At 53.3% G+C, this 22,374-nt stretch carries 13 protein-coding genes and 1 tRNA gene; 2 read left to right on the top strand and 12 right to left on the bottom strand.

Annotation, left to right across the window (positions count from 1 at the left end):
• Positions 1 to 101: 101 nt before the first annotated feature.
• Positions 102 to 563 carry a hypothetical protein gene (locus tag CRO74_RS31365; protein ID WP_144035968.1) on the top strand — a complete coding sequence of 154 codons (462 nt, stop codon included), beginning with the start codon at positions 102 to 104 and terminating at the stop codon, positions 561 to 563.
• 584 nt (positions 564 to 1,147) lie between these two features.
• Here CRO74_RS31365 and CRO74_RS23020 read toward each other — a convergent pair.
• The 11 genes from CRO74_RS23020 to pbpC form a co-directional block, all read right to left on the bottom strand.
• Positions 1,148 to 1,221 (bottom strand) — tRNA-Pro (locus tag CRO74_RS23020).
• A gap of 3 nt (positions 1,222 to 1,224) precedes the next feature.
• Positions 1,225 to 1,464: a GIY-YIG nuclease family protein gene (locus CRO74_RS23015; protein WP_262508244.1), complete on the bottom strand. Its 240-nt coding sequence runs from the start codon at positions 1,462 to 1,464 to the stop codon at positions 1,225 to 1,227.
• Between the two features lie 166 nt (positions 1,465 to 1,630).
• On the bottom strand, positions 1,631 to 4,036 hold the full coding sequence (locus CRO74_RS23010; protein ID WP_097129308.1) for a M1 family metallopeptidase: 2,406 nt from the start codon (positions 4,034 to 4,036) through the stop codon (positions 1,631 to 1,633).
• 24 nt (positions 4,037 to 4,060) lie between these two features.
• Positions 4,061 to 6,442, bottom strand: coding sequence for a M1 family metallopeptidase (locus CRO74_RS23005; protein ID WP_097129307.1), 2,382 nt, complete (start codon positions 6,440 to 6,442; stop codon positions 4,061 to 4,063).
• 25 nt (positions 6,443 to 6,467) lie between these two features.
• Complete coding sequence (locus CRO74_RS23000; protein WP_097129305.1) at positions 6,468 to 8,846, bottom strand: M1 family metallopeptidase; 2,379 nt, start codon at positions 8,844 to 8,846, stop codon at positions 6,468 to 6,470.
• Between the two features lie 117 nt (positions 8,847 to 8,963).
• A complete protein-coding gene (locus CRO74_RS22995) occupies positions 8,964 to 9,578 on the bottom strand; it encodes a HupE/UreJ family protein (RefSeq protein WP_097129304.1) in 615 nt (204 codons plus the stop codon).
• A 2-nt stretch (positions 9,579 to 9,580) separates the two neighbouring features.
• Complete coding sequence (locus tag CRO74_RS22990) at positions 9,581 to 10,093, bottom strand: gamma carbonic anhydrase family protein (RefSeq protein WP_097129302.1); 513 nt, start codon at positions 10,091 to 10,093, stop codon at positions 9,581 to 9,583.
• Positions 10,094 to 10,271: 178 nt separating this feature from the next.
• Positions 10,272 to 11,672 (bottom strand): hypothetical protein, encoded by a 1,401-nt coding sequence (locus tag CRO74_RS31360; RefSeq protein WP_097129300.1) that lies wholly within the window; start codon positions 11,670 to 11,672, stop codon positions 10,272 to 10,274.
• 129 nt (positions 11,673 to 11,801) lie between these two features.
• Entirely contained in the window at positions 11,802 to 17,384 is a 5,583-nt protein-coding gene (locus CRO74_RS22980; protein WP_097129299.1) for an alpha-2-macroglobulin family protein, read from the bottom strand.
• Positions 17,385 to 17,472: 88 nt separating this feature from the next.
• Positions 17,473 to 17,913, bottom strand: coding sequence for a nuclear transport factor 2 family protein (locus tag CRO74_RS22975; RefSeq protein ID WP_097129297.1), 441 nt, complete (start codon positions 17,911 to 17,913; stop codon positions 17,473 to 17,475).
• Positions 17,914 to 17,981: 68 nt separating this feature from the next.
• Entirely contained in the window at positions 17,982 to 20,342 is a 2,361-nt protein-coding gene (gene pbpC, locus CRO74_RS22970; RefSeq protein ID WP_097129296.1) for a penicillin-binding protein 1C, read from the bottom strand.
• Between the two features lie 93 nt (positions 20,343 to 20,435).
• Here pbpC and CRO74_RS22965 point away from each other — a divergent pair, with 93 nt between their 5' ends.
• Entirely contained in the window at positions 20,436 to 21,830 is a 1,395-nt protein-coding gene (locus CRO74_RS22965; RefSeq protein WP_097129294.1) for an MBL fold metallo-hydrolase RNA specificity domain-containing protein, read from the top strand.
• Positions 21,831 to 22,069: 239 nt separating this feature from the next.
• On the opposite strand, the gene CRO74_RS22960 is transcribed toward CRO74_RS22965, so the two are convergent.
• Positions 22,070 to 22,273, bottom strand: a complete 204-nt coding sequence (locus CRO74_RS22960; protein ID WP_097129291.1) for a hypothetical protein — start codon at positions 22,271 to 22,273, stop codon at positions 22,070 to 22,072.
• Positions 22,274 to 22,374 lie beyond the last annotated feature (101 nt).

Below are 22,374 nucleotides of genomic sequence, written 5' to 3'. Positions count from 1 at the left end.
AAAAATAATAGAGCAATCCACTCACCTTTATACAGGTCGTCTTATTAAGTAGCAGACAGTTAGGATAGGCCTATCGGCTATTTGTTAAACTTAAAATTAGTATGAAACTCTCCATCCATGTTCCACCCGTTTACAGATTATTATTCTTTTTAGGGCTTTCCGCTGGCTTGTTAGGGCTAATCGGGGAGTCAAAAGCCCAGTATCCCAGCAGCCGATCTACTTACCAGTTGCCAAGTTCACCTACTACCCCTTCTTATGGTACCAGTGGCTCTTACAATTCTTCTCCAGATTCACGATTGAACAGTGGTTACACACGGCAAAATGGTACGGTAGTAGCCCCCTATTATTCAACTGTACCGGACAATACGAATCAGAATAATTACTCAACTCAAGGGAATAATAATCCCTACACTAATTCTGCCGGTAGCCGGGCTAGGGATTATTCACCTGATGCGTCTAATTACGGTCAGGGGAGAGATATTCAAACGGGCCCAAGAGGAGGGCAGTATTATGTCAATGACCAGGGTAACAAGGTCTATGTTCCCAAAAGAAGTAACCCATAGTATTTAGATAAAGCTGTAGCTTCTCAAATGCCTGATCATGGTGTGTTAAGGACTCAGGCCACTTAATCTAATGTGAATAGTGGGCTATGCTGTTTGAATATCAGTAGTCTAAGTGCCGTAGGTACGGAATGATTGTAGTAAAAGTGGCCCTCTGATTCACCGGGCGTGCCATAGGTACGCGACCCCTACTGCTTGTTGCGTACCTACGGCACGCCGGTTGGAGCAGGAGGCCACTTTGCTACAAACATCTCGTGCCTACGGCACTTAAGGCCTGAATTTTAGTCACGTTAACCTATTCTTGAGGCTGACACAGCCGGGCAGTATATACTGTTGCACTAAAGGCATAAAAAAAGGCCAACTCATTGAGTTGACCTTTTGTGTCGGGAAGGCGGGATTCGAACCCACGACCTTCCCGCTCTCGGCGGGACACGCTACCCGCTTGGGCACAAAAAAAGGCCAACTCGTTGAGTTAACCTTTTGTGTCGGGAAGGCGGGATTCGAACCCACGACCTTCCCGCTCTCGGCGGGACACGCTACCCGCTTGGGCACAAAAAAAGGCCAACTCGTTGAGTTAACCTTTTGTGTCGGGAAGGCGGGATTCGAACCCACGACCTCTTGCACCCCATGCAAGCACGCTACCGGACTGCGCTACATCCCGAGGTTATTTTAACAGGTTGTTGTCCTGCAAATATCGTTTAATACCTCGACTTTTAATCGTTTTCTCCAAATGTATTGCTTCGCTTCTACTGGCACACTCAAAGCAATGAACCATTCGCCAGGGGGCACCTTTGGAGGTGTAATTTCCTTTACCTGAATTGTGTTCAAGCAATCGTCGGTTCAGGTTTTCGGTTTGTCCTGCATAATACTTCATGAGTGAATCACTGTAAACTATATATACCACGTGATTCTTACACGACCTTCCCGCTTCTGGCGGGACACGCTACCGGACTGCGCTACATCCCGAATTGGTTTGCAAAAGTAATGGATAATGGTCAATGTACAATGGATAATAATGTAAATTCTCTAGTATCATTATCCATTGTACATTGGCCGTTATCCAGTATTCATTAATTCTTCCCGCTGCCCTGAGTGGCAGGTGGTTGATTGGCCCGCCGTTGCTGCTGCATGGGGTTTGGGCCTTGTGGACCGAAACGCTGCTGTTGCTTGAACAACTGGAAACGCGTGGGTTGCGCCATGCGTGGGAATGAATTGTTTTCCGTATCGATGTCGGCGATCTCCTGGAAAGGGTCCAAAACCCATTGTTTCACTTTCTTAGGTGTAGCAATGACCTTGTTGATCGAAACATCATTGAAGCGCCAGATTTCGGCCGGAAAACGGGCTACCGAGTCGGTACCATCTTCGAACTCCATCCGTATAATCACCGGCATGGGAAGACCCCCTTTGTTTTTCAACGACAGGGTATAAAAGTTCGTCGCTGCGTTTGTTTCCAGCGTTTTGCGCTCATCGGGGCTTAGGGTTGCCAGGTAATCCTGGTATCGCTTCTTGTCGGCTTCGGTAACAGCATAGGGGTCATAGCTGTTGTAGAAGTCCTTCATGGTGCTGTCTTTCGCGACAACCGTTTCGGCCTGCGTGGCGGCATCCCGCTGCTTGCTGATGGTACCCGCGCGACGTTTTGCTTCGGCACGGGCCGCTGCTTTTGTTACCTCCGGATTGCCCGAATCAACCTGGAACCAGTTTACCTCTACCAAATCCTGATCGACCGGCTCAACGCCGTAGAACCAGCCTTTCCAGAACCAGTCCAGATCAACGCCCGAGGCATCTTCCATGGTTCGGAAGAAGTCGGCGGGTTCGGGGGATTTGAAGGCCCATCGGCGGGCGTACTCTTTAAAGGCGTAGTCGAACAGTTCGCGGCCCATCACCGTTTCGCGCAGGATGTTCAGCGCTGTTGCTGGCTTTGCATACGCGTTAGGCCCAAGGCTAATAACATTATCGGACGATGTCATGATGGGCGATAACACGGATTTGTCCGACTTCATGTAGTCGACAATCAACTGAGGCTCACCCCGGCGGGTGGGGAAGTTGTAATCCCATTCTTTTTCGCTCAAATACTGACAGAACGTGTTCAGACCTTCGTCCATCCATGCCCATTGGCGCTCATCGGAGTTGACGATCATGGGGAAAAAGTTGTGCCCTACTTCGTGGATGATTACGCCAATCATGCCCGCTTTGACCTGCTCCGAGTAGGTGCCATCGGGTTCGGGGCGACCACCGTTGAACGAGATCATGGGGTACTCCATGCCGCCACCGGCCGTTGCATGGCAGGAGATAGCTACCGGATACGGATACTTGATGGTTCGGTTACCGTACGACTTCAGCGTATGCTCAACCACGCGAGTCGAATACTGCCCCCAGAGTGGGTTGCCTTCTTTGGCGTAGAACGACATCGACCAGATTTTACGACCATCGCCGTACACATCGGTTTGCATGGCATCCCAGATAAATCGGCGGCTGCTGGTAAACGCAAAGTCCCGCACGTTCTGAGCTGCATATACCCATGTCTTTTTACCAACCTTGTCAGTTGGTTTTGTTTTCAGCGCTTCCTCGGCTTCGGCCTGGGTAACGATCACAACGGGGATTTTGGCCGTAGCCGCCTGCGCCATTCGCTTCTGCTGTGTTGCCGACAATACCTGCTTGTAATTCTGGCATTCGCCCGTAGCCCCAACAATGTGATCGCTGGGGGCGGTTATGGCTACTTTGTAGTTGCCGAAGATGAGGGTAAACTCGCCCTGTCCCAGAAACTGCTTGTTCTGCCAGCCCGTTACGTCGTTGTAAGAGCAAAGGCGGGGGAACCAGTGGGCAATGAAGTAGTTGTAGTTGCCATCTTTGGCAAAGAACTCCATACCGCTCCGGCCGTAGTACTCCGTTACGAAGTAGTTCCAGTCCACATTGAACGAGTAGCTGCCGCCGGGTTTTAAGCCTGCTGGCAGGTCGATCCGCATCATGGTTTCGTTAATGACGTACTTGAGCGCTTTCCCTGTTTTGGCATCTTTTACCGAAGTAATGTGGTAGCCATATTTGTCGGAAGCCTGCTGGCTGCTGCGTTCACGAACCGAGGTCAGGTTCTGCAACTGAGCAAAGCTCATACCGCTTTCATTCACACTGCCGGTGCGGGTTACACTACCGGGAGAGCCTTTGGCAAACAGGTTCTGGTCGAGTTGAAGCCAGATGAACGGTAGCTCGTCCGTCGAGTTGTTATGATACGTAACCGTTTCGGAACCGATGATCTTCTGATTGGCGTCGTCAAGTTCTACCTTGATGTCGTAATCAGCGCGGTTTTGGAAGTAATCTTTTCCCGGAGCGCCGGAGGCTGTACGAAAGGTATTGGGCGTGGGCATCATGGAGCCCAACTGCTCGAAACGCGAGTTGGCGTTCTGCGTAGGGGCTGCTGGTGCCTGTGCCATCGAAGCGGCCGACCCGAAGGTCAAGCTCGCCATTAACAGGAGTTTTCTCATAGTTTATTGTAGGTTGATGCTAGGTTAATTTCGGCCGGTGCCTTGTTTGGCGGGGGATTGTTGACGTTGTTGTTGCATAGGGTTAGGAGCCGCTCCGCCACCCCGCTGTTGCTGTTTGAACAACTGGAAACGCGTCGGCTGAGCCACCGGCGGGAAGCTGTTGTCCTCCGTGTTGATGTCGGCAATCTCATAGAAAGGGTCCAGTGTCCACTGCTTGACCTTCTTGCTGGTGGCAATCACCTTGTTGATGGCCACATCGTTGAAACGCCAGATCTCAGCCGGAAAACGAGCCACCGAGTCGGTGCCGTCTTCAAACTCCATCCGCACAATGACGGGCATGGGAATACCGCCCTTGTTTTTGAGCGAGAGGGTGTAGAAGTTGGTGCCTGCTTCGGCCAGTTGGCGCTCCTCGGGGGTTAGGGTAGCCAGGTAGTCCTGGTAGCGCTTCTTGTCTTCAGCCGTAACGGCATAGGGGTCGTAGGTGTTGTAGAAGTCCTTCATGGTGGTGTCCTGAGCCACCACGGTCTGGTCTTTGCTGGCCGCATCGCGCTGTTTGCTGATGGTGTTGGCCCGCTTCTGGGCGGCTGCCTTGGCTTGGGCTTTGGTGATCTCGGGGTTCTGGGAACCGGCCTGGAACCAGTCGACTTTGACGAGTGTCTGGTCGACGGGCTGTACGCCGTAGAACCAGCCTTTCCAGAAGAAGTCCAGGTCAACGCCGGAGGCATCTTCCATAGTTCGGAAGAAGTCGGCGGGTTCGGGGGATTTGAAGGCCCAGCGTCGGGCGTACTCTTTGAAGGCGTAGTCGAAGAGCTCGCGGCCCATGATGGTTTCGCGCAGGATATTGAGGGCCGTAGCCGGTTTGCTATACGCGTTCGGGCCAAAGGTTCCTCTCGGAATGTTATCGGAACTGCTCATGATGGGCACCTGGAGGTTAGAATCGAGCCGCATATAAGGCACAATACCTTGTGGAGTAATACCACGGGCCGGATAATCGGCGTCCCACTCCAGACCGGCCAGCCCGTCCAGGAAACTGTTGAGTCCTTCGTCCATCCAGGACCACTGCCGCTCATCGGAGTTGACGATCATGGGGAAGAAGTTGTGACCCACTTCATGAATGATCACGCCGATAAGTCCATTCTTCGTACCCACCGAATACGTACCGTCGGCTTCGGGACGGGCACCGTTAAAGCTAATCATGGGGTATTCCATGCCGCCCACAGGTCCGTGAACCGAGTAAGCTACTGGATATGGGTAAGCGATCGTCCGGCGTGAGTAGGAGCGCAGCGTGTGCGCCACCAGCCGGGTTGAGTACTGGCCCCAGAGTGGGTTGCCTTCTTTTGGATAGAGCGACATGGCCCAAACGCGCTTGCCTTCCACGTTCGGATTCAACGCATCCCAGATGAACTTGCGGCTGCTCGCAAAGGAAAAGTCGCGAACGTTATCGGCTTTGAAGACCCACGTCTTGGTACCTGTGGGTTTGCCTTTCTCAGCGGCTTCGGCCTCTGCCTGTGTCACGATGACGGTGGGATTTTCGCCTGGCTTATCGCCTTTGCCTTTGGCCTCGTTCCAGCGCTTGATCTGAGTGGGCGTCAACACCTGCGTGGCATTCTGTAATTCGCCCGTTGCGCCCACAATGTGATCGTTGGGCACGGTCAGCGCCAGTTTGTAATTGCCGAAGATGAGGGTAAACTCACCCTGCCCCAGAAACTGCTTATTCTGCCAGCCCGTCACGTCGTTGTAGGAGCAAAGCCGGGGAAACCACTGGGCAATCTCGTAGATGTAGTTACCGTCTTTCGGAAAGTATTCGTACCCACCACGAGCGCCTGTCGACCGAACGTCGACAATATTGAAGTTCCAGTCGATGGAGAACGTAACCGACTTACCGGGGCCAACGGGCTGTGGCAGGTCAACTCGCATCATGGTCTGATTGATGGTGTGCTTGAGGGCTTTCCCCGCCTGATCGCGCACTGCCGTGATTTTGTGGCCGTAGTCTTTGGCAATCAGCGTTGCATTGGCGTTGATCTGCTGGAAACTCGCGCCCTGCTCGCTGATCGTGCTGGTTTGCGAGGTCCGGCTATCGGCGTCGGCCCTAAACGTATTCTGATCTAACTGTATCCACAAATAAGGAAGCGCATCACCCGAATTGTTATGGTAGGTGATGATTTCGGAGCCCGTTATTCTCTGTTTGGTATCATCCAGCGTTGCTTTTATGTCGTAGTCGGCGCGGTTCTGGAAGTAGTCCTTACCGGGAGCACCGGAGGCTGTCCGGAACGTGTTGGGCGTGGGCAGCATGGGGCCTAACTGCTCGAAGCGTGTGTTTGCGCGCTGCGTAGGGGCCGCTGGTGCCTGTGCCATCGAAGCGGCCGACCATAGGGTCACGCTCGCTATTAACAGGAGTTTTCTCATAGTTTGTAATAAGCAGCCGCTATGGTTAGTTGCGGCCGGTACCTTGTTTGGCGGGGGATTGTTGACGTTGTTGTTGCATAGGGTTAGGCGCTGCTCCGCCACCCCGCTGTTGCTGTTTGAACAACTGGAAACGCGTCGGCTGAGCTACCGGCGGGAAGCTGTTGTCCTCCGTATTGATGTCGGCAATCTCGTAGAAGGGGTCCAGCGTCCACTGCTTCACCTTCTTGCTGGTGGCAATGACCTTGTTGATGGCCACATCGTTGAAACGCCAGATCTCAGCCGGAAAACGAGCCACCGAGTCGGTGCCGTCTTCAAACTCCATGCGTACAATGACGGGCATGGGGATGCCGCCCTTGTTCTTCAAGGAGAGGGTGTAGAAGTTGGTACCCGCTTCGGCCAGTTGGCGTTCCTCGGGGGTCAGCGTAGCCAGGTAGTCCTGATAGCGCTTCTTATCGTCGGCGGTGACGGCATAGGGGTCGTAGCTATTATAAAAATCCTTCATGGTGGTGTCCTGAGCGACCACGGTCTGGTCTTTGCTGGCCGCATCGCGCTGTTTGCTGATGGTGTTGGCCCGCTTCTGGGCGGCTGCCCGGGCTTGGGCTTTGGCGATTTCGGGGTTCTGGGAACCGGCCTGGAACCAGTCGACTTTGACGAGTGTCTGGTCGACGGGCTGCACGCCGTAGAACCAGCCTTTCCAGAAGAAGTCCAGGTCAACGCCGGAGGCATCTTCCATGGTTCGGAAGAAGTCGGCGGGTTCGGGGGATTTGAAGGCCCATCGTCGGGCGTACTCTTTGAAGGCGTAGTCGAAGAGTTCGCGGCCCATGATGGTTTCGCGCAGGATGTTGAGGGCCGTAGCCGGTTTGTCATAGGCATTTGGCCCGAAGGTATTCGGTAAAATATTATCCGAGCTGCTCATGATGGGCACTTGCTGGGTCGAATCGAGCCGCATGTAAGACACGATCGACTGGGGTTGGATGCCCCGCGCCGGGAAGTTAGCGTCCCATTCTAAACAGGTCACCCCTTCGAGGAAACTGTTGAGTCCTTCGTCCATCCAGGACCACTGCCGCTCGTCGGAGTTGACGATCATGGGGAAGAAGTTGTGACCCACTTCGTGGATGACTACCAGAATCAGGAAGTTTTTGGTGCCTTCTGAATACGTACCATCTTCTTCAGGACGAGCCCCGTTGAAGCACATCATCGGGTATTCCATGCCGCCTACGGCTCCGTGAACCGAGTAGGCCACCGGATACGGATAGGCGATCGTCCGGCGCGAGTACGAGCGCAGCGTGTGCGCCACCAGCCGGGTTGAGTACTGGCCCCAAAGCGGGTTGGCTTCCTTAGGGTAAAGTGACATGGCCCAGACGCGCTTGCCTTCCACGTTGGGGTTCAGGGCATCCCAGATAAACTTGCGGCTACTGGAAAATGCGAAGTCGCGGACGTTATCGGCTTTGAAGACCCAGGTTTTGGTGCCGGTGGGTTTAGCTTTTTCGGCGGCTTCGGCCTCGGCCTGTGTCACGATGAGGGTGGGGTTTTCGCCGGGTTTGTCGCCTTTACCCCTGGCCTCGTTCCAGCGTTTGATCTGCGTTGGGGTCAACACCTGCGTTGGGTTCTGTAACTCGCCCGTTGCGCCCACAATGTGATCGTTGGGTACGGTCAGCGCCAGTTTGTAATTGCCGAAGATGAGGGTAAACTCGCCCTGCCCCAGAAACTGCTTGTTCTGCCAGCCTGTTACGTCGTTGTAGGAGCAAAGCCGGGGAAACCACTGCGCTATCTCATAGACATAGTTGCCATCTTTCGGGAAGTATTCGTAACCCGATCGGGCGTGGGTGGCTTTGGCATCAACGATATTGAAGTTCCAGTCGATGGAGAAAGTGACCGACTTGCCGGGACCAACGGGCTGTGGCAGGTCGATGCGCATCATAGTCTGATTGATAGTGTACCGGAGCGCTTTCCCGGCCTGATCGCGCACTGCCGTAATTTTGTGCCCGTAATCTTTACCTTTTAGAACCGAGCTGGGGTCAAGCTGCTCTGCCGTCATACCCCGTTGAGTGTTTATGCTGTTGGTTTCGGTTGTGTTACCATCAGCGTTGGGACGAAACAGGTTCTGATCCAACTGAAGCCACAAATATGGAAGCGCATCGCCCGAATTGTTGTGATATATGATGGTTTCCGAACCGGTTATATGCTGTTTAGCATCGTCGAGCGTTGCTTTTATGTCGTAGTCGGCACGATTCTGGAAATAGTCTTTTCCCGGAGCGCCGGAGGCTGTACGGAAGGTATTGGGCGTGGGCAGCAGAGGACCTAACTGCTCAAAGCGCGTGTTAGCATGCTGTGTTGGAGCTTGCGCCTGTACCAACCCGAAGGGGATGGCCAAACTAGCCAACAGCAAAACTATCTTTTGCATAAACAAGATTGTAGTTGTTGATAAGAAGGGTAAAAGTACAAAAAAAGAGGTTATCCATTGCTCAATATGATGAGTGGATAGACCTCCTGTTTAAATTTTAATCGATCTGGTAAAAGGCTACTCCAGCAGTTCCTGTAGATAGTCATTGCCAATAATGAGCGATAAGGCCATACCCGCCACAATACCGGAAATGATAAGCGTCCAGCGTAAACGGCTGACTTTGGCAAATTCAATGATAATAAACGCAGCCCCCAGAATGAGTGCAACAATAACTAACTGGCCGATCTCCAGCCCGATATTAAAGGCGAGCAGGGGTTTTATGATGTTTGCCTCACGGCCGAGCAGGCTGCGGAGGTAGTTGGAAAATCCCATGCCATGGATAAGGCCAAACAGAAGCGCGAGTACATATCGCCAGGATCGTTTTTGAGGCCTATCGGGTGTCAGCCACGTTTTAGGTTCCTCGAAAAAGAAGTTGGCAATGGCGGTGATGAGAATAGTAACGGGAATAAGCAGTTCGATCAGGGCGGTTTTATACTGGATGAGTTGAAGGGTCGCCAGGGCCAGAGTTAGTGAATGCCCGATGGTAAAAGCCGTTACCAGAATGATCACCTGTCGCCATTGCGGAAGAGTGTACACGGCGCAGAGGGCTATTACAAACAGGACATGGTCGTACCCCCGTGGGTCGGTAATGTGCTCGAAGCCTAAACTAAGGTAAATGAAGAAATCATCCATGCTTATTCGTTAAACCAGGCTGCATACATGACATAATTATTGGCCGTACGACTGAATATCTCAGCCTGTTCTGGCGAAACGGCTTTCAGAAAACGGGCTGGATTGCCCGCATAAATCGAACCGGGCGGCACCTGGGTATGCTGGGTTACAATGGCCCCGGCCGCAATAATACTGCCGGTACCCACCACGGCCCCATCCATCACGATGGCACCCATGCCCACAAGTACGTCGTCTTCAAGGGTACAGCCATGAACAATGGCATTATGCGCAATCGACACACGACTGCCAATGGTTGTCTTGAATTTCTGGTAAGTGCAATGAATAACAGCACCATCCTGAATGTTGGTCCGGTCGCCAATGACGATGGAATTAACGTCGCCCCGCACAACAGCGTTGAACCAAACGGTACAATCCCGCCCCATTAGTACATCACCAACAATTGTTGCATTGTCGGCAAACCAGCAGTTGTCGCCAAAAGTGGGGTGATTGCCCCGAACAGCTTTTATTAGTGCCATGTTACAAATATAATCCGAGTGGGATAGGTTGTACTTTTTTCTGCCGTTTACGCATAAAAAAAGGCTGATTCAACGAATCAGCCTTCAAGCAGTATCGACCGTCCCGGCAAAAAGTTTGTGAACTGCTGTTAACACCCGATCGGGACGGTCGCCGGTCCGCCGAAGCGGCACTACATGCTTATTTCTTTTCCAGTTTCTCGGCTGCCTTGTCCAGGTCCTTGCCGATATCATCAACAACCTTACCGGCGTCTTTCTTCACTTTATCAAAGTCATCGGCGCTGGACCGCTGCACTTTGTAAAACGAGTCGGAAAGCTGACGGCGTTTATCTTCCAGATCTTTAACCCGATCTTCCCGTTTCCGGCGATCCCGCTTGCTTTCGTTCTTCACTTCGGCTTTGGCTTCATCAAGCTGTTTGTCGACTTTGTCCATTTGCTCCGAAATGCGGTCGCTTAGATCGCGCTTGTCCCGATCACTTGATTGATCGTTCTTGTTGCTGTTTCGGTCATTATCGCGGTCGTTGTTCCGGTTGTCGCTATTGTTGCTCATCGAGCGATTGTCGCGGCTGTCGTTGTTGCGGTCGTCATTCCGGCGATTATCCCGATCACTGGACGAGCCAGCGCTATTCGAACGATCATCAGAACGGCTGTCCCGGTCGCGGTCATTCGAACGGTCATTTGAGCGGTCGTCGTTGTTCCGGTCACGGTTGTCGTTCCGGCGATCGTCGTTCATGTTCCGGTTGTCCCGGTCGTTGTCGCGATCCCGGTCGTTGTCCCGGTTTCGGTTGTTATCGCGGTCGTTGTACGAATTGCGATTGCTGTCGGAGCGGTCATCATTGCGATCCCGGCTATACCGGTCATTGTTCGAATTCCGATCATCATAACGGCGGTTGTCGCGATCACGGTCATTAGAAGAGTCGCGGGAGTTACGGCTGTCATTTCGATCATCGTACCGGTCATTATACGAGTTGCGACTGCTGCCGGAGCGGTCATCGTATCGGTCAGAGTTGCGGTTATTGCTGTAGCGATCGTCGTCCCGGTCAGAGTTGCGGTTACTGCTGTAGCGGTCCTCATACGAATCCCGACGATCGGATGACCGGTCATTATTCGAGTAGCGGTCGTTATACGAATCACGCCGGTTATACGAACGGTCGTTGTCGTCGTCGCGGTCCCTGTACGAATCCTGGCGATCATACGACCGGCTATTGTATCGGTTGTTGTAGGTATCCCCACTCGACATCCGGCCCGAGCGATCCGAGTCATCACTACGGTAGCTCATCCGGTCGTTCGACGACTGATAAGGGTTTCGGTATGAACTGTTGTCACGCGAATCATCCCGGCTTGTACGGTCGTCATCCCGATCTCTGTCTCTGTTCCGGCGGCTAAAGATACCACCTTCATCATCGCCATAGGTTCGGCTGCGTGAGTCCCGGCTGTTTTGTGAACTGTTGCGGTCGGCCCGAACGATGTCTTCCCGGCTATTGTCTGAGTTTCCGTAAATCAGGCGTTCTGTCGATGCGCAGGATGATAGCCCAGCCATAGCTACCAGCAACGCACCCACTACCCATGTTTTCCTTTTCATAACGTCGTATCTTTTATTGATATACTAAAATCAGCTTGTGTTGAGTATCCGTGCTGTTTTGACCTGTATAACCAACAAGTGACTATAAATGTTAGGAATTTAGTGGGATAGTCGGGGTACTCAAGTCCGCTACCGAATGGTTAGGGCACCCGCTCCGTTATAACTTCGGTACTCCGCATTGTACATGGCATCGGCCGATACAGGCCCCAGTACGAACCGGCCTTTCGACACGGCCCGGGCCAGGTAATAAAACGTTCGCTCGGTGCCCGTTGCCGTCGTATAAAAATTGATCCGGTCGTCGCGCAGGTCGAAATGGTCGGGTTGGTCCGACACACTGGATTTCGATTTACTGATCCAGGGCATATCACTGGCTTCACGGCCCGGTGACCCGGTTAAGCGGGGATTTTCCACTTCCAGGCCCGCCGGAAGCAAGTCCGTCACCACCACGTTTTCGACGGTAAGGCCATTCTGGCTGGCCAGCGTAATTTTAACAACCACCAGGTCATTCTGCCGAATATCACTGATCGGCTTACCGTCGCGGTTGAGGTATTGCCGACGAACCCGCAGGCCATTGTCTTCGGCGGTCAGCTTGCCACTGGCCGGAATGCCTTCACTTTGGGCATAGTAGTAAACGCTGCCGGTACCGTTGGCGCTCAGGGTAAGCGGAGCATTGGTCGGTACCCGCCTGACTGTCAGCAGGCTACTATTGAGAGCGCCAAGCGGCTTTCCGGCGGCTGTCAGGGTAGCGGTTGCCGTACTGCCCGCCGTTTGCCGGGCGAGTTTGCCGAGCGACAGAAAAGCGAAGGCGGCTTCCTGCGTGTTCAGATAAGCGGACTGTTTCAGAGCCGCTGAGAGTTGCCTTGCCAGAGCGGGAATCTGAATATTATCCCGGTCGGTGTCGATGAGGGCATCGAGAACGAGGGCCAGGTTACGAAGGGGCGAGGCATAGCTGTCTCCCGTTTGCCGTCCGGTCGTGTTGTCACTAAACTGCTTTGGCAGCAATGAGGCATAACTCCGGGTGTCGCCCACACGGAAGAATGTCGATGCCAGCAAATAGCGGCTATCGTTGGTGAGCAGACCGGCGTTCTGCTTGTAGTAGTTCATGGCCGAGCGGTTCGGCTTACCGGCTACAGACAAGGCGTACAAGGCATAGATCGTTGTGCGGCTCGCTACTTTCTTTACGGTTCGTCCACCGGCCTCATCGAAGGTAACGGCATTTTCGGTGGCGGGGCTGTTGGTGAGTGTTGTCAGGTAGTCAATTGCCGAACTCAGTATGGATGACCGGACTTCGTAGCCTGCTTCCTGCGCTTCGGCCAGAAAATGTACGGCATAGGCCGTAGCCCAGTCATCCACATTCGATTTTCCGGACACGGCGGCCATGCCCGGCCACATCGTAAAGCCGCCGTTTTGTGCCTGCAAACCCTCTACCTGCTGAACCGCCTGCCGGATATTCGTGGCCGGATTCAGATCGCTTTCGCCCGCTCGGACGAAGTAGGTACTGGTCGATAGCTGTTTGGCCAGATCGGCGAAGTACAGTTGAGGGAACGCTTTTGAAATCGTCTGCTCCAGGCACCCGTGCGGATACCCCAGCAGGAAGGATAACTCCCGCCCGTACTGAGCTACCGGCGACCGGCTCAGGGTTACACTGGCACGCGCTGTTCCCGGCAAAAAGCCGCTTGCCAGTCGAAGCGCCTGGGTTTTACCACCGGCCACCGCGCCCAACAGGGTCGTTTTTTGTAAGGATGCCGCCGGACGAACCGTAATTTCGGTTTTCTCGGTGAAGGTTTCGTTCAGGCCATTGACCGTTACCGTAATGGCTCCCGCCCCAATGGCCTGTTGGGCGGCTACCCGGAAGATGGCCCGGCTTTCGCGACCTGGTTGAATGGTGAGTTTTTGCGTACTGATGCTATCGGCGGTCAATGGCCCCGTCAGACTCAGGCGGGCGGTAACGGTGGCTACCTGTTTGGTCGTGTTGCTAAGGTTAACAGGTAGCTCAACCCGGTCGCCGGGAGTCAGAAAACGGGGTACGCCCGTACTGATCACGATGGGGTCGGCCACTTTTATGTTGCTATTGGCCGATCCGAATGCATCGTTTTTGTAGGCAACGGCCATCACGCGTAAATCGCCCGAAAACTGTGGAATGTCAATCGGAAAGTCTACGTTGCCGTCGGAGTCCGCTTTCTTGATGCCGCTCCAGAGAGCTACCAGTCGTACCCGGCCGTTACTGAGCGGGTTAACGCGCCGTTCCAGGTCGTAGCCGTCGCCCCCCACGCTCGACTTCGATTGCAGCGAAAGCTCAGGGTACAACAGGGCGTACAGATCGTGGCTGGTCACTTCGAGGGCGCGTTTCTGGTAAAAGAACCCGTGTGGATCGGGCGTTTTGAAGTTCTTTAATTGCAGGATTCCTTCGTCCACAACGGCAATTGTTACCTGAGCGTTGCCCGCTGTTTTAACCCGAATCGTCTGCTTCGTTTTGGAACGCGACTGCGTAACGGCGGTAAGGGTTACGGGTAGGCGGGTGTACGCATCCTGAACGGCAATGGAGGCAAAACCATGCGCTACGGTGAGCGGTAGATTCGTCGCGTCGATGGCCCGGATCAGGGTGGCCGTCACGTAAACGTTGGGCAGGTGCTCAACGCCAGCCGAAAAGCTCCACTCGGCCGATTTGTTCGTGGTGGTGAGCCAGTGTTGTTCCAGAACGCGATTGCGCTCTACCGTAACGAGCAACCTGCCATCGAAAGGAGCTTTAAACAGAACCTTGATCTTGCTGCCGGTTTGCACGGTAGACTGGCCCGTTTCGATCAGCACCTGCCCTTCCTGACTGACCTCGAACGAAGAAGCCGACGTACTTCCGAAACCATACGCATAGAAACCCGTGGCCGCGTATTTGTCCGCAGCCGCATCGGGCCGACGAACGCGGACTTCGTATTCGCCCGATACCGTGGGTACATAGCGAAACGACGCCTTACCTCCTTTGAACAAAAGAGTGTTTGTATAAACGGATTTCTCGCGCCTTTTGGTGGTGTACTTGACGTTGTTGTCGGCTTTTTCGATAACCGTCTGGTAATCGAACCGGATTACCTCAACGACTGCCGAAGCCGACGAACGCAATTGCCCGGCCGGGTCCAGAGCCACAAGGTCGACGGCGAGCGGGGCGTTGGTGGCTACGTAGCGGTCAGGTAAGCGCAGTCCGTAGAAGGTTTCCTGCGTTAAAACATCCAGCCGACGAAGCCGGTTGACGGGCCGTCCGTTTTCATCAAAGACGGTCACGAACAGTTTTCCTTCCAGCAAACCAATGTCCTGATAAAGTTGAGAAATCGGGAAGCGTTCGGTGGCCTGGCCGTTGGCATTTGTCCGGCCCTGCCTAACTTCTTTGGGAAATAGATCCGTTTTGGCGGTTTCGCCCCCCGGTGAGGCCCCATTGGCCATAGTGAAGGCATACTCGCCGAAACCTTTGGGCGCAAAGGCTTTTCGCTTTAGCTGAAGTTCCACTTCATAGGCCCGGTCGGAAGCGGGTGGCCCGAACAGGTTCATCGCCGTAGCCGATAGAGTAATTGTCTGGCCTGCTTTGTAACTCGTCCGGTCGGTGAGTACGTCGACTTTGATGCGGTCGGGGACGAACTCCTCCACGCTAATGGATTCTGATGCCAGCAGCACGTTATTGGCGTTCAGAATCTCAACGGTGTAGGAACCCGTTACAGCGGCCGGGTCGAGGGGCACATCGGTTGTGACCGATCCCTGCGTATCGGTCGTTTTGCGAAACGCCCGGAATTCGCGTCCGTTGGGCATCAGCACCCGAACCACAATGGGAATCTGGCCAACGCTTTGCCAGGTTTGTGAGCGAATGATCGTGTTGAAATGAATGGTATCGCCGGGGCGGTAGATGTCCCGGTCGCCATAGACGAAGGCATCGAAGCCGGACGGGTTATCGCGTTTGCCGTCTACCTCGAAACGGGATGTTTCGACCTGCGTATCGGGCAAAAACAGGAAGTTGAAATCATCCTGGTTCGACTGGCTGGCCGTGGCCGGTGTGGTTGTGCGGGCGGTCAGCAGGGCTATTTTAAATCCCGGCGCTTTCTCGCTCACCTTGTCGAATTTTACAAAGCCGGTACCATCGGTCTTGAGAGTATACACCGACTGGTTGTTGCTGCTGATCAGCGTGACCTCCACACTTTGCAGCGGTTCGCCGGTGCGGATGGAGTTCGCCCAAACCAGCACCTCGTCGTTCGTATGCCGCGCAATCAGGCCAATATCCGATACGGAAACCAGTTGAGAAGCCTGTAAATACGCTTCATTTTTTGAGTTGACCGTTACCAGATAAACACCGCGGAGTGGATACTCGTTGGAACCTTTATTCTGATCCGGTAGGGCCAGATTCAGGGCCGATACGCCCCGAACTTTGGGCAGGTCGGTCGTTTCGACGGTTTTATTGACGAGCACATCGCTTAAATCGCCGGTCTCATCGGCACTGTAGTTGAACGAGCCGGAGGGTCCCCATTCGCCATTGGCCTTTTCGGTATACTCTTCGTACCGGTTTGACCGCAGGTAGTTCAGGAGATTGTTCTCGTAGACTTTCACGATTTTGACCTGCACTTTCGGGACGTTAACAATGTTGAGCCCAACGTTGCGCGCGCCTTTCGAGGATAAATACAGTGCCTTTTTGTTGGCAAACTGAATGCTGGCGGGCATTTTCCCGAAAAACAGATCACGCGTTACGGGCTCGGCCAGTTTCGTACCCAACACCCCGCGAATTTGATCGGTGAGGGTTAATACGTAGGTATCGGCTTCATTGAAATTGCCCCGGATAATGAACCCGTTCTCGGTTAGTTCGGCGGTTGTTTCTACCGATGGCTGAATGGTGTAATAGGCGCTCAGATTACCCGCTGCCGACCCGCCGGACTGAGATTGAAGTTCCTGGGTGGTAATGACCTTTATGACGCCCTGGTTGTTTTCAAACGTTGTCTGTACATCGGCCACGTCAACGGCAAAGCGGGAGGGTAGGGTACTGGTTTCAGTAATGGCGTCCTTTGTGATGAAAGCCGTTTTTGGCACCTTCACCCCCTTGTCTATTTTTATAGACAGCGGCTGTTCATTCTTCAAGGCCGGAGCATTGGTGAGCGCCAGAGCTACGGAATTAACCGCATCGCTGGGGGCGCTTTGGACGGTAAGTGCTTTTTCTTCGGCGGCAACGGCCAGTTTTTCAATCACTTCCGTCGGCGACACCGGATAATTGAAGTTAAGGCGGGTTTTGGCAATTGGCTGCCCCGTTCCGCGATCGCGAGACCACCAGTTTTCAACGCTGGTCAACTGCAAATAGGGCGTGTGGAACGCAATGACTTCGCTGGAGACTTTCAGGTCTTTTTTATCGGCGTAGCGAACCAGATCATTCGTCAATTCGGCGCGGTAATCGGTTGCCTGATCGAAAGCGCGGGCGGGCGAAAAGACGAGTTCGTTGGGAGCCACCCATTTAAATTTGCCGCGAACGGCCGGAATGAAACGCACGTATTGGGTCGAATCCCACTCGTCGAGCTGGCTGGTCGGGCCAATGTTTTTATTGAAGGTAAACGTCAAATTCTGTGTCTGCTGTACTTCATCACTGAAATTGCGACCCACTACAGACACTTCATTAAAAGACAGTCGCGAGCAATGGGTAAACGCGAACATGAAAAGGAAGCCGGTCAACAGGCTAAGAAGGAGCGGGCGGGTGTACATAGATGTCGTTGTAAGAGGCCGAATATAGACGAAAAATTTCACTCGGTTTTGGCAGCGGACATCACCCCGGTAGTGACTTAGTAAACGGTTATTGACTGACAGGTGTGAACTGAACATTGACAATTTTCCAAACGCCTGCCTGTTTTGCACTCACAACCGAGAACGCAAGGGTGGTGTCAAATCCCTGTCCATCTATACTGCCTTTGGCTTGCCAGGTGCCCGTCATGACAGCGGCATCGTTGTTATACTGGCGGGTAACGGCGTCCATGACAACGCCGGTTTCGACAATGAAAATGTTGCCAGCAACGTTCTGGACGAATAAGTCACCATCGATCGATTGCCCGTCAAAACTGATTACATCCAGATCGTCTGAGACAATAGTACCCAACACTTTGTCGTCTTCATCGAGCAAAGCCTTGAAAAAGGTGTTACCAATGGCTGTTGGGTCCTGGGCGGGAATCACCTTTTGCTGCCCGAAAGCGATTGTTGTCAGCAAAGAAAGAATAAGGAAGAGAACGACGTTTTTCATAATGAGTAAAGTTGACTTTTCTGACCGGAAGCTGTGAATAAATTTCGAGAAGGTAAAGTCATTAGTTGTTATTCCGGCCTGATCAAAATTCGTATGTCATTGCTGCCACCTTTGTCATCGGCGCAGGAAATTTTTAATACCCCCGGTCGGGGTTTGAAAAAGACGGCTTCGGTTGGTTTTGCCCGTCGGTAAAGCCTGTCATTCAAATACCAGAATACCGTTTTGACATCGGCAGACGTTTGGCAACTAAGCTCCAGTTCGGCGGCTTGTTTGGGATTGATGAAATACTCGCTGTCCTCATTCAGACTTGTGATGCGTGGCCCGGCATGGTTACCCCCGGTGCGCTCGAACACCCGTTCGCAGGCGGGGTTATGCGGGGGCGGGGTTTGAATCGGGATATGATGGCTCTGGTAAAACGCGATTACTTCCGGTGCTGCATTTGGGTAAGCGCGTCGAACTGCGCCCGTGTCCGGAAGGCAGTAGGCGCAGTAAGAGATCGTGCCCGCTGAATTTGTAAAAACAGCTTTTTTGTGCTGGCAGCGTCTGTACCGAGAAACACCCATGATAGAGTAGTCGGTTACGGGATTGGGGCAGAACTCGCCCGGTACATCGCCCGTTTCGGGGCAGATCAGCCGGGTGGTCAGTTTTGAATTGGCCCCCGGTGCCCTGAACCAGCCCGAAGCCGAGTTGTAATCCAGCACGTTGAAAAGCTGGAACAATAGCGGTGTAGCCGTATTGGCCCCGCTGAGTTCGGCCACGCCAACACCCGAAAAATTGCCCACCCACACGCCAATCGTGTACCGCTTGTTATATCCGATACTCCACGCATCCCGCCGACCATAGGATGTGCCCGTTTTCCAGGCAATGCGTGGCAGGTGGTAACTATTGTCGAAGTTATTTGGCAAGTCGGGCCGGGTGATTTGCGTAAGCGTGTGAGTAACGAGGTAAGCGGCCTCGGGCGAGAGGAGCGGTACCCCATCGGGTGGGGTAGTTTCGGGCGTAAACACCAATTCTCCCACCGTTCCCCCATTGGCCAGCCCCGAATACAGTTTCGTCATTTCTTCCAGCGTGACGCCACAGCCGCCCAGAATCATGGACAGGCCTAACTCTTTCGCTTGCCTTTTAACGGTCGAAAAACCCGCTTTTCGAAGCGTTGACACGAGGGTCGGCGTACCAATTTCCTTTAGTAGCGCTACCGCCGGAATGTTGAGTGAATTAGCCAGCGCGAACTCGGCCGTAACCGGGCCGTTGAAACGCCGGTCGTAATTGTCGGGTTGGTAACCGCTGAAATTCGTCGGTACGTCGGCGAGTTTCGTTTTTGGGGTGATAACGCCCGCGTCGAATGCCAGTCCGTACAAAATGGGTTTCAATGCGCTTCCCGGCGACCGTACCGCCTGGATGCCATCGACCTGCCCCCCGTCGAATGTATTCGTAAAATCGGCCGAACCCACATACGCAATTACTTCCCGCGATAAGTTATCCACAATTAACACCGCTGCGTTGTGGATATCGTACGCCCGGATACGATTGGCGTACTGCTGCATCAGCCGTTCGGTGGTGGCTTGCACGGACGGGCTCAGCGACGAGCGAACGATTGGCGTATTCGGATTGTCGAGCCGCAGCCGACGGGCGAGGTGGGGAGCCCGTTGGGGTGCTTCCCGTCGGTAGGCGGTGAGCGGTTCGTTGATGGCATCGGCAATGGCCATTTCATCGAAAAGATGACCCGCCCGGAAGCGATTAAGCCAGCGGTTGCGCTCCTGAACAACCAACGCATTATGAACACCCAGCCGCAAACTCGACGGCCGATTCGGGATAATGGTCAGCGTGGTGAGCTCGGCTAGGCTGAGCAGGGCCGGTGTTTTGCCAAAGTAGAGCAGCGAGGCCGATTTTAGTCCTTCGATGTTGCCGCCATACGGAACCAGATTCAGGTAAAGCTGAAGAATTTGCTCTTTGGAGAAGTGGAGTTCCAGTTGCAGTGCCCGGAATAGCTCGATGAATTTGCTGAGGTAAGTCCGCTCGCGGGGTTCGAGCAGGCGAACCGTTTGCATCGTGATGGTCGACGCCCCCGACGTTCGCCGGCCGGTCAGCAGGTTGCGGCCAGCGGCCCGGAGCATAGACACGGGGTTAAAGCCCGGATGATACCAGAAGTATTTGTCTTCCTTGAACAGAATGGCGTCGCGCAGAGTGGGGGTAATTTCGTCCAGTTCCGCGTACATTCGCCATTTGTCATCGCGGCTCAGGAATGCGTGCAGAATGGAGCCATCGCGGGCCGTAATCAGGGTTGAATACGGAACGGCGGTGTCGATGGGAAAGGAGAAATCAAGCCCCAAAAAAATCAATATCGCTGCGATAAACGTTTTTACGAGACGGTATCGCCATAACCGTTTGGCAATGCCGCCAACGTTTCTGAATATTGACCCAACCGTCATCCTGTTTTTTTTAGGGCTGTGCGGTACTAAGCGTACCGTTTGCCGTCGTAAAAATGAGTTAAATCCCTTAATCAACGAAATCGCAGGTAGCCAATGACCATTCAATTTTTCGGTGCCGCCCGAACCGTAACCGGCAGCAAACACCTAATTACCACCATTGGTGGAAAACAAATTCTGCTTGACTGCGGCCTCTTTCAGGGCATCAACACGGACGAGCTGAACCAGGAATTTGGGTTCGATCCGGCCCAGGTCGATTACATGGTTCTTTCCCACGCCCACATTGACCACACCGGATTGATTCCCCGGCTGGTGCGGCAGGGTTTCAGCGGACCAATTTACACGACATCGTCTACCATCGACTTGTGCGAAGTAATGTTGCTGGATAGTGCCCGGATTCAGGAGCGCGACCTTGAGCGGGTCAATAAACGGCGAACCCGGCGGAACGAGCCCGAGCTGGAGGTACTGTATGATGAAACGGATGTTGAGCAGGCACTCAGCCAGATGCAGGCTGTCGAATACAACAAGCCATTTGTTATCTGCGATGAAGTAACGGGCTCACTGACGGATGCGGGCCATCTGCTCGGCAGTGCATCGGTGAGCCTGACGATTCGGGAGAACACGATCGAAAAACACCTGTTCTTTAGTGGAGACATTGGCCGCCCCAACGACAAGATTCTGCGGTCGCCCCAGCCTTTTCCGCAGGCAGATTACATCATTTGCGAATCGACCTACGGCGACCGGCTTCACGAAACGGAACCCGACATGAAGGCGCATTTGCTGCAAATTGTACAGGATACCTGCGTCGACGGCCGGGGCAAACTCATTATCCCGGCGTTTGCCGTCGACCGCACTCAGGAAATCATTTACGCGCTCGACCAGCTGTCGAGTGAAGGCCGTTTACCCCGGCTCTCCGTTTACATCGACAGCCCCATGTCCGTAAAAGCAACCGACGTGATGCGCGACCATGAAGAGGATTTCAACCCGGATATTCTGTCATACATCAAAAAAGACGGCGATGCGTTTCAATTTCCCAACCTGCATTACATAACCGACGTTGAGGAGTCGAAAGCCATCAACGACAGCAAAGAGCCGTGTATCATCATTGCGCCATCGGGCATGGCCGAAGCCGGACGCATCAAACACCACATCAAGAACAACATTACCAAACCAAACACAACCATACTGATGGTTGGCTATGCATCGCCAACGAGCCTGGGCGGGGCACTGAAACGGGGCGACAAAGAGGTAACTATTTTTGGCGAGCGGTTTCCGGTTCTGGCCAAAGTTGCCATTATGGATTCGTTTTCGGCGCACGCCGATTATCGCGAAATGCTTCAGGTACTAAGCTGCCAGGATGCGTCGCAGGTTAAAGCCCTGTTTCTGGTTCATGGCGAATACGACAAGCAGCTAATCTGGAAAGAACATTTACGGGAAGCGGGCTTTCAGCATGTAGAGATTCCGGATATGAAAGACAAGGTAACGCTTTAAGAAACAGATTTAAAAACAAAATCACCCGGTCAAGAAGGCCGGGGGATTTTAAGTTAGTGGTGCGGTGTGGTCAGTTTTAAGAAACTGACAGCACAATAGTCAATCAAGTCTTTAACTTCATGGCTATGGTATCCTCACAGGACGAGGAGACAGCCCAGACCTAACAGACCGGTATAAACACAAAATCCCCCGGCCACAAAGACCGGGGGATTTTGTTTCGAAGAAAACGGTTCCTCTTGTCAGGTGAACCGTACCCGGGCAAAACGACGATTCAAAACAGCACGGTACATTTTACCAAACTGGAGATAACACCAGCGTTTAAGTTGCTTCAATTCTTTGGGAATGAGCATTTTTATGGCTTTCGCCAGCTCTTTCTCAAAAAGACCTTTATCAAAACTCACCTTCTGAAGGATTGTCTTGATATACTCAAGCATAGAGAGCATAGGTTTAACATTTTTTTCGTTTAAAGAAGCTCAAGGGTTTTAGAAGAGGATAGATAGTTCGTTCGTTAGTAACTTTGATCCCTCAACTCGTAACGGCTTAC

Source organism: Spirosoma fluviale, from assembly GCF_900230225.1.
Taxonomy (GTDB): Bacteria; Bacteroidota; Bacteroidia; order Cytophagales; family Spirosomataceae; genus Spirosoma; species Spirosoma fluviale.
Note: the sequence above shows the minus strand (reverse complement) of the source record. Positions and strands in the feature narration are given on the sequence as shown.

Coding starts and splice junctions, on each gene's coding strand:
- CRO74_RS31365 (WP_144035968.1), top strand. CDS start 102: ATGAAACTCTCCATCCATGTTCCACCCGTTTACAGATTATTATTCTTT.
- CRO74_RS23010 (WP_097129308.1), bottom strand. CDS start 4,036: ATGAGAAAACTCCTGTTAATGGCGAGCTTGACCTTCGGGTCGGCCGCT.
- CRO74_RS23005 (WP_097129307.1), bottom strand. CDS start 6,442: ATGAGAAAACTCCTGTTAATAGCGAGCGTGACCCTATGGTCGGCCGCT.
- CRO74_RS23000 (WP_097129305.1), bottom strand. CDS start 8,846: ATGCAAAAGATAGTTTTGCTGTTGGCTAGTTTGGCCATCCCCTTCGGG.
- CRO74_RS22995 (WP_097129304.1), bottom strand. CDS start 9,578: ATGGATGATTTCTTCATTTACCTTAGTTTAGGCTTCGAGCACATTACC.
- CRO74_RS22990 (WP_097129302.1), bottom strand. CDS start 10,093: ATGGCACTAATAAAAGCTGTTCGGGGCAATCACCCCACTTTTGGCGAC.
- CRO74_RS31360 (WP_097129300.1), bottom strand. CDS start 11,672: ATGAAAAGGAAAACATGGGTAGTGGGTGCGTTGCTGGTAGCTATGGCT.
- CRO74_RS22980 (WP_097129299.1), bottom strand. CDS start 17,384: ATGTACACCCGCCCGCTCCTTCTTAGCCTGTTGACCGGCTTCCTTTTC.
- CRO74_RS22975 (WP_097129297.1), bottom strand. CDS start 17,913: ATGAAAAACGTCGTTCTCTTCCTTATTCTTTCTTTGCTGACAACAATC.
- pbpC (WP_097129296.1), bottom strand. CDS start 20,342: ATGACGGTTGGGTCAATATTCAGAAACGTTGGCGGCATTGCCAAACGG.
- CRO74_RS22965 (WP_097129294.1), top strand. CDS start 20,436: ATGACCATTCAATTTTTCGGTGCCGCCCGAACCGTAACCGGCAGCAAA.
- CRO74_RS22960 (WP_097129291.1), bottom strand. CDS start 22,273: ATGCTCTCTATGCTTGAGTATATCAAGACAATCCTTCAGAAGGTGAGT.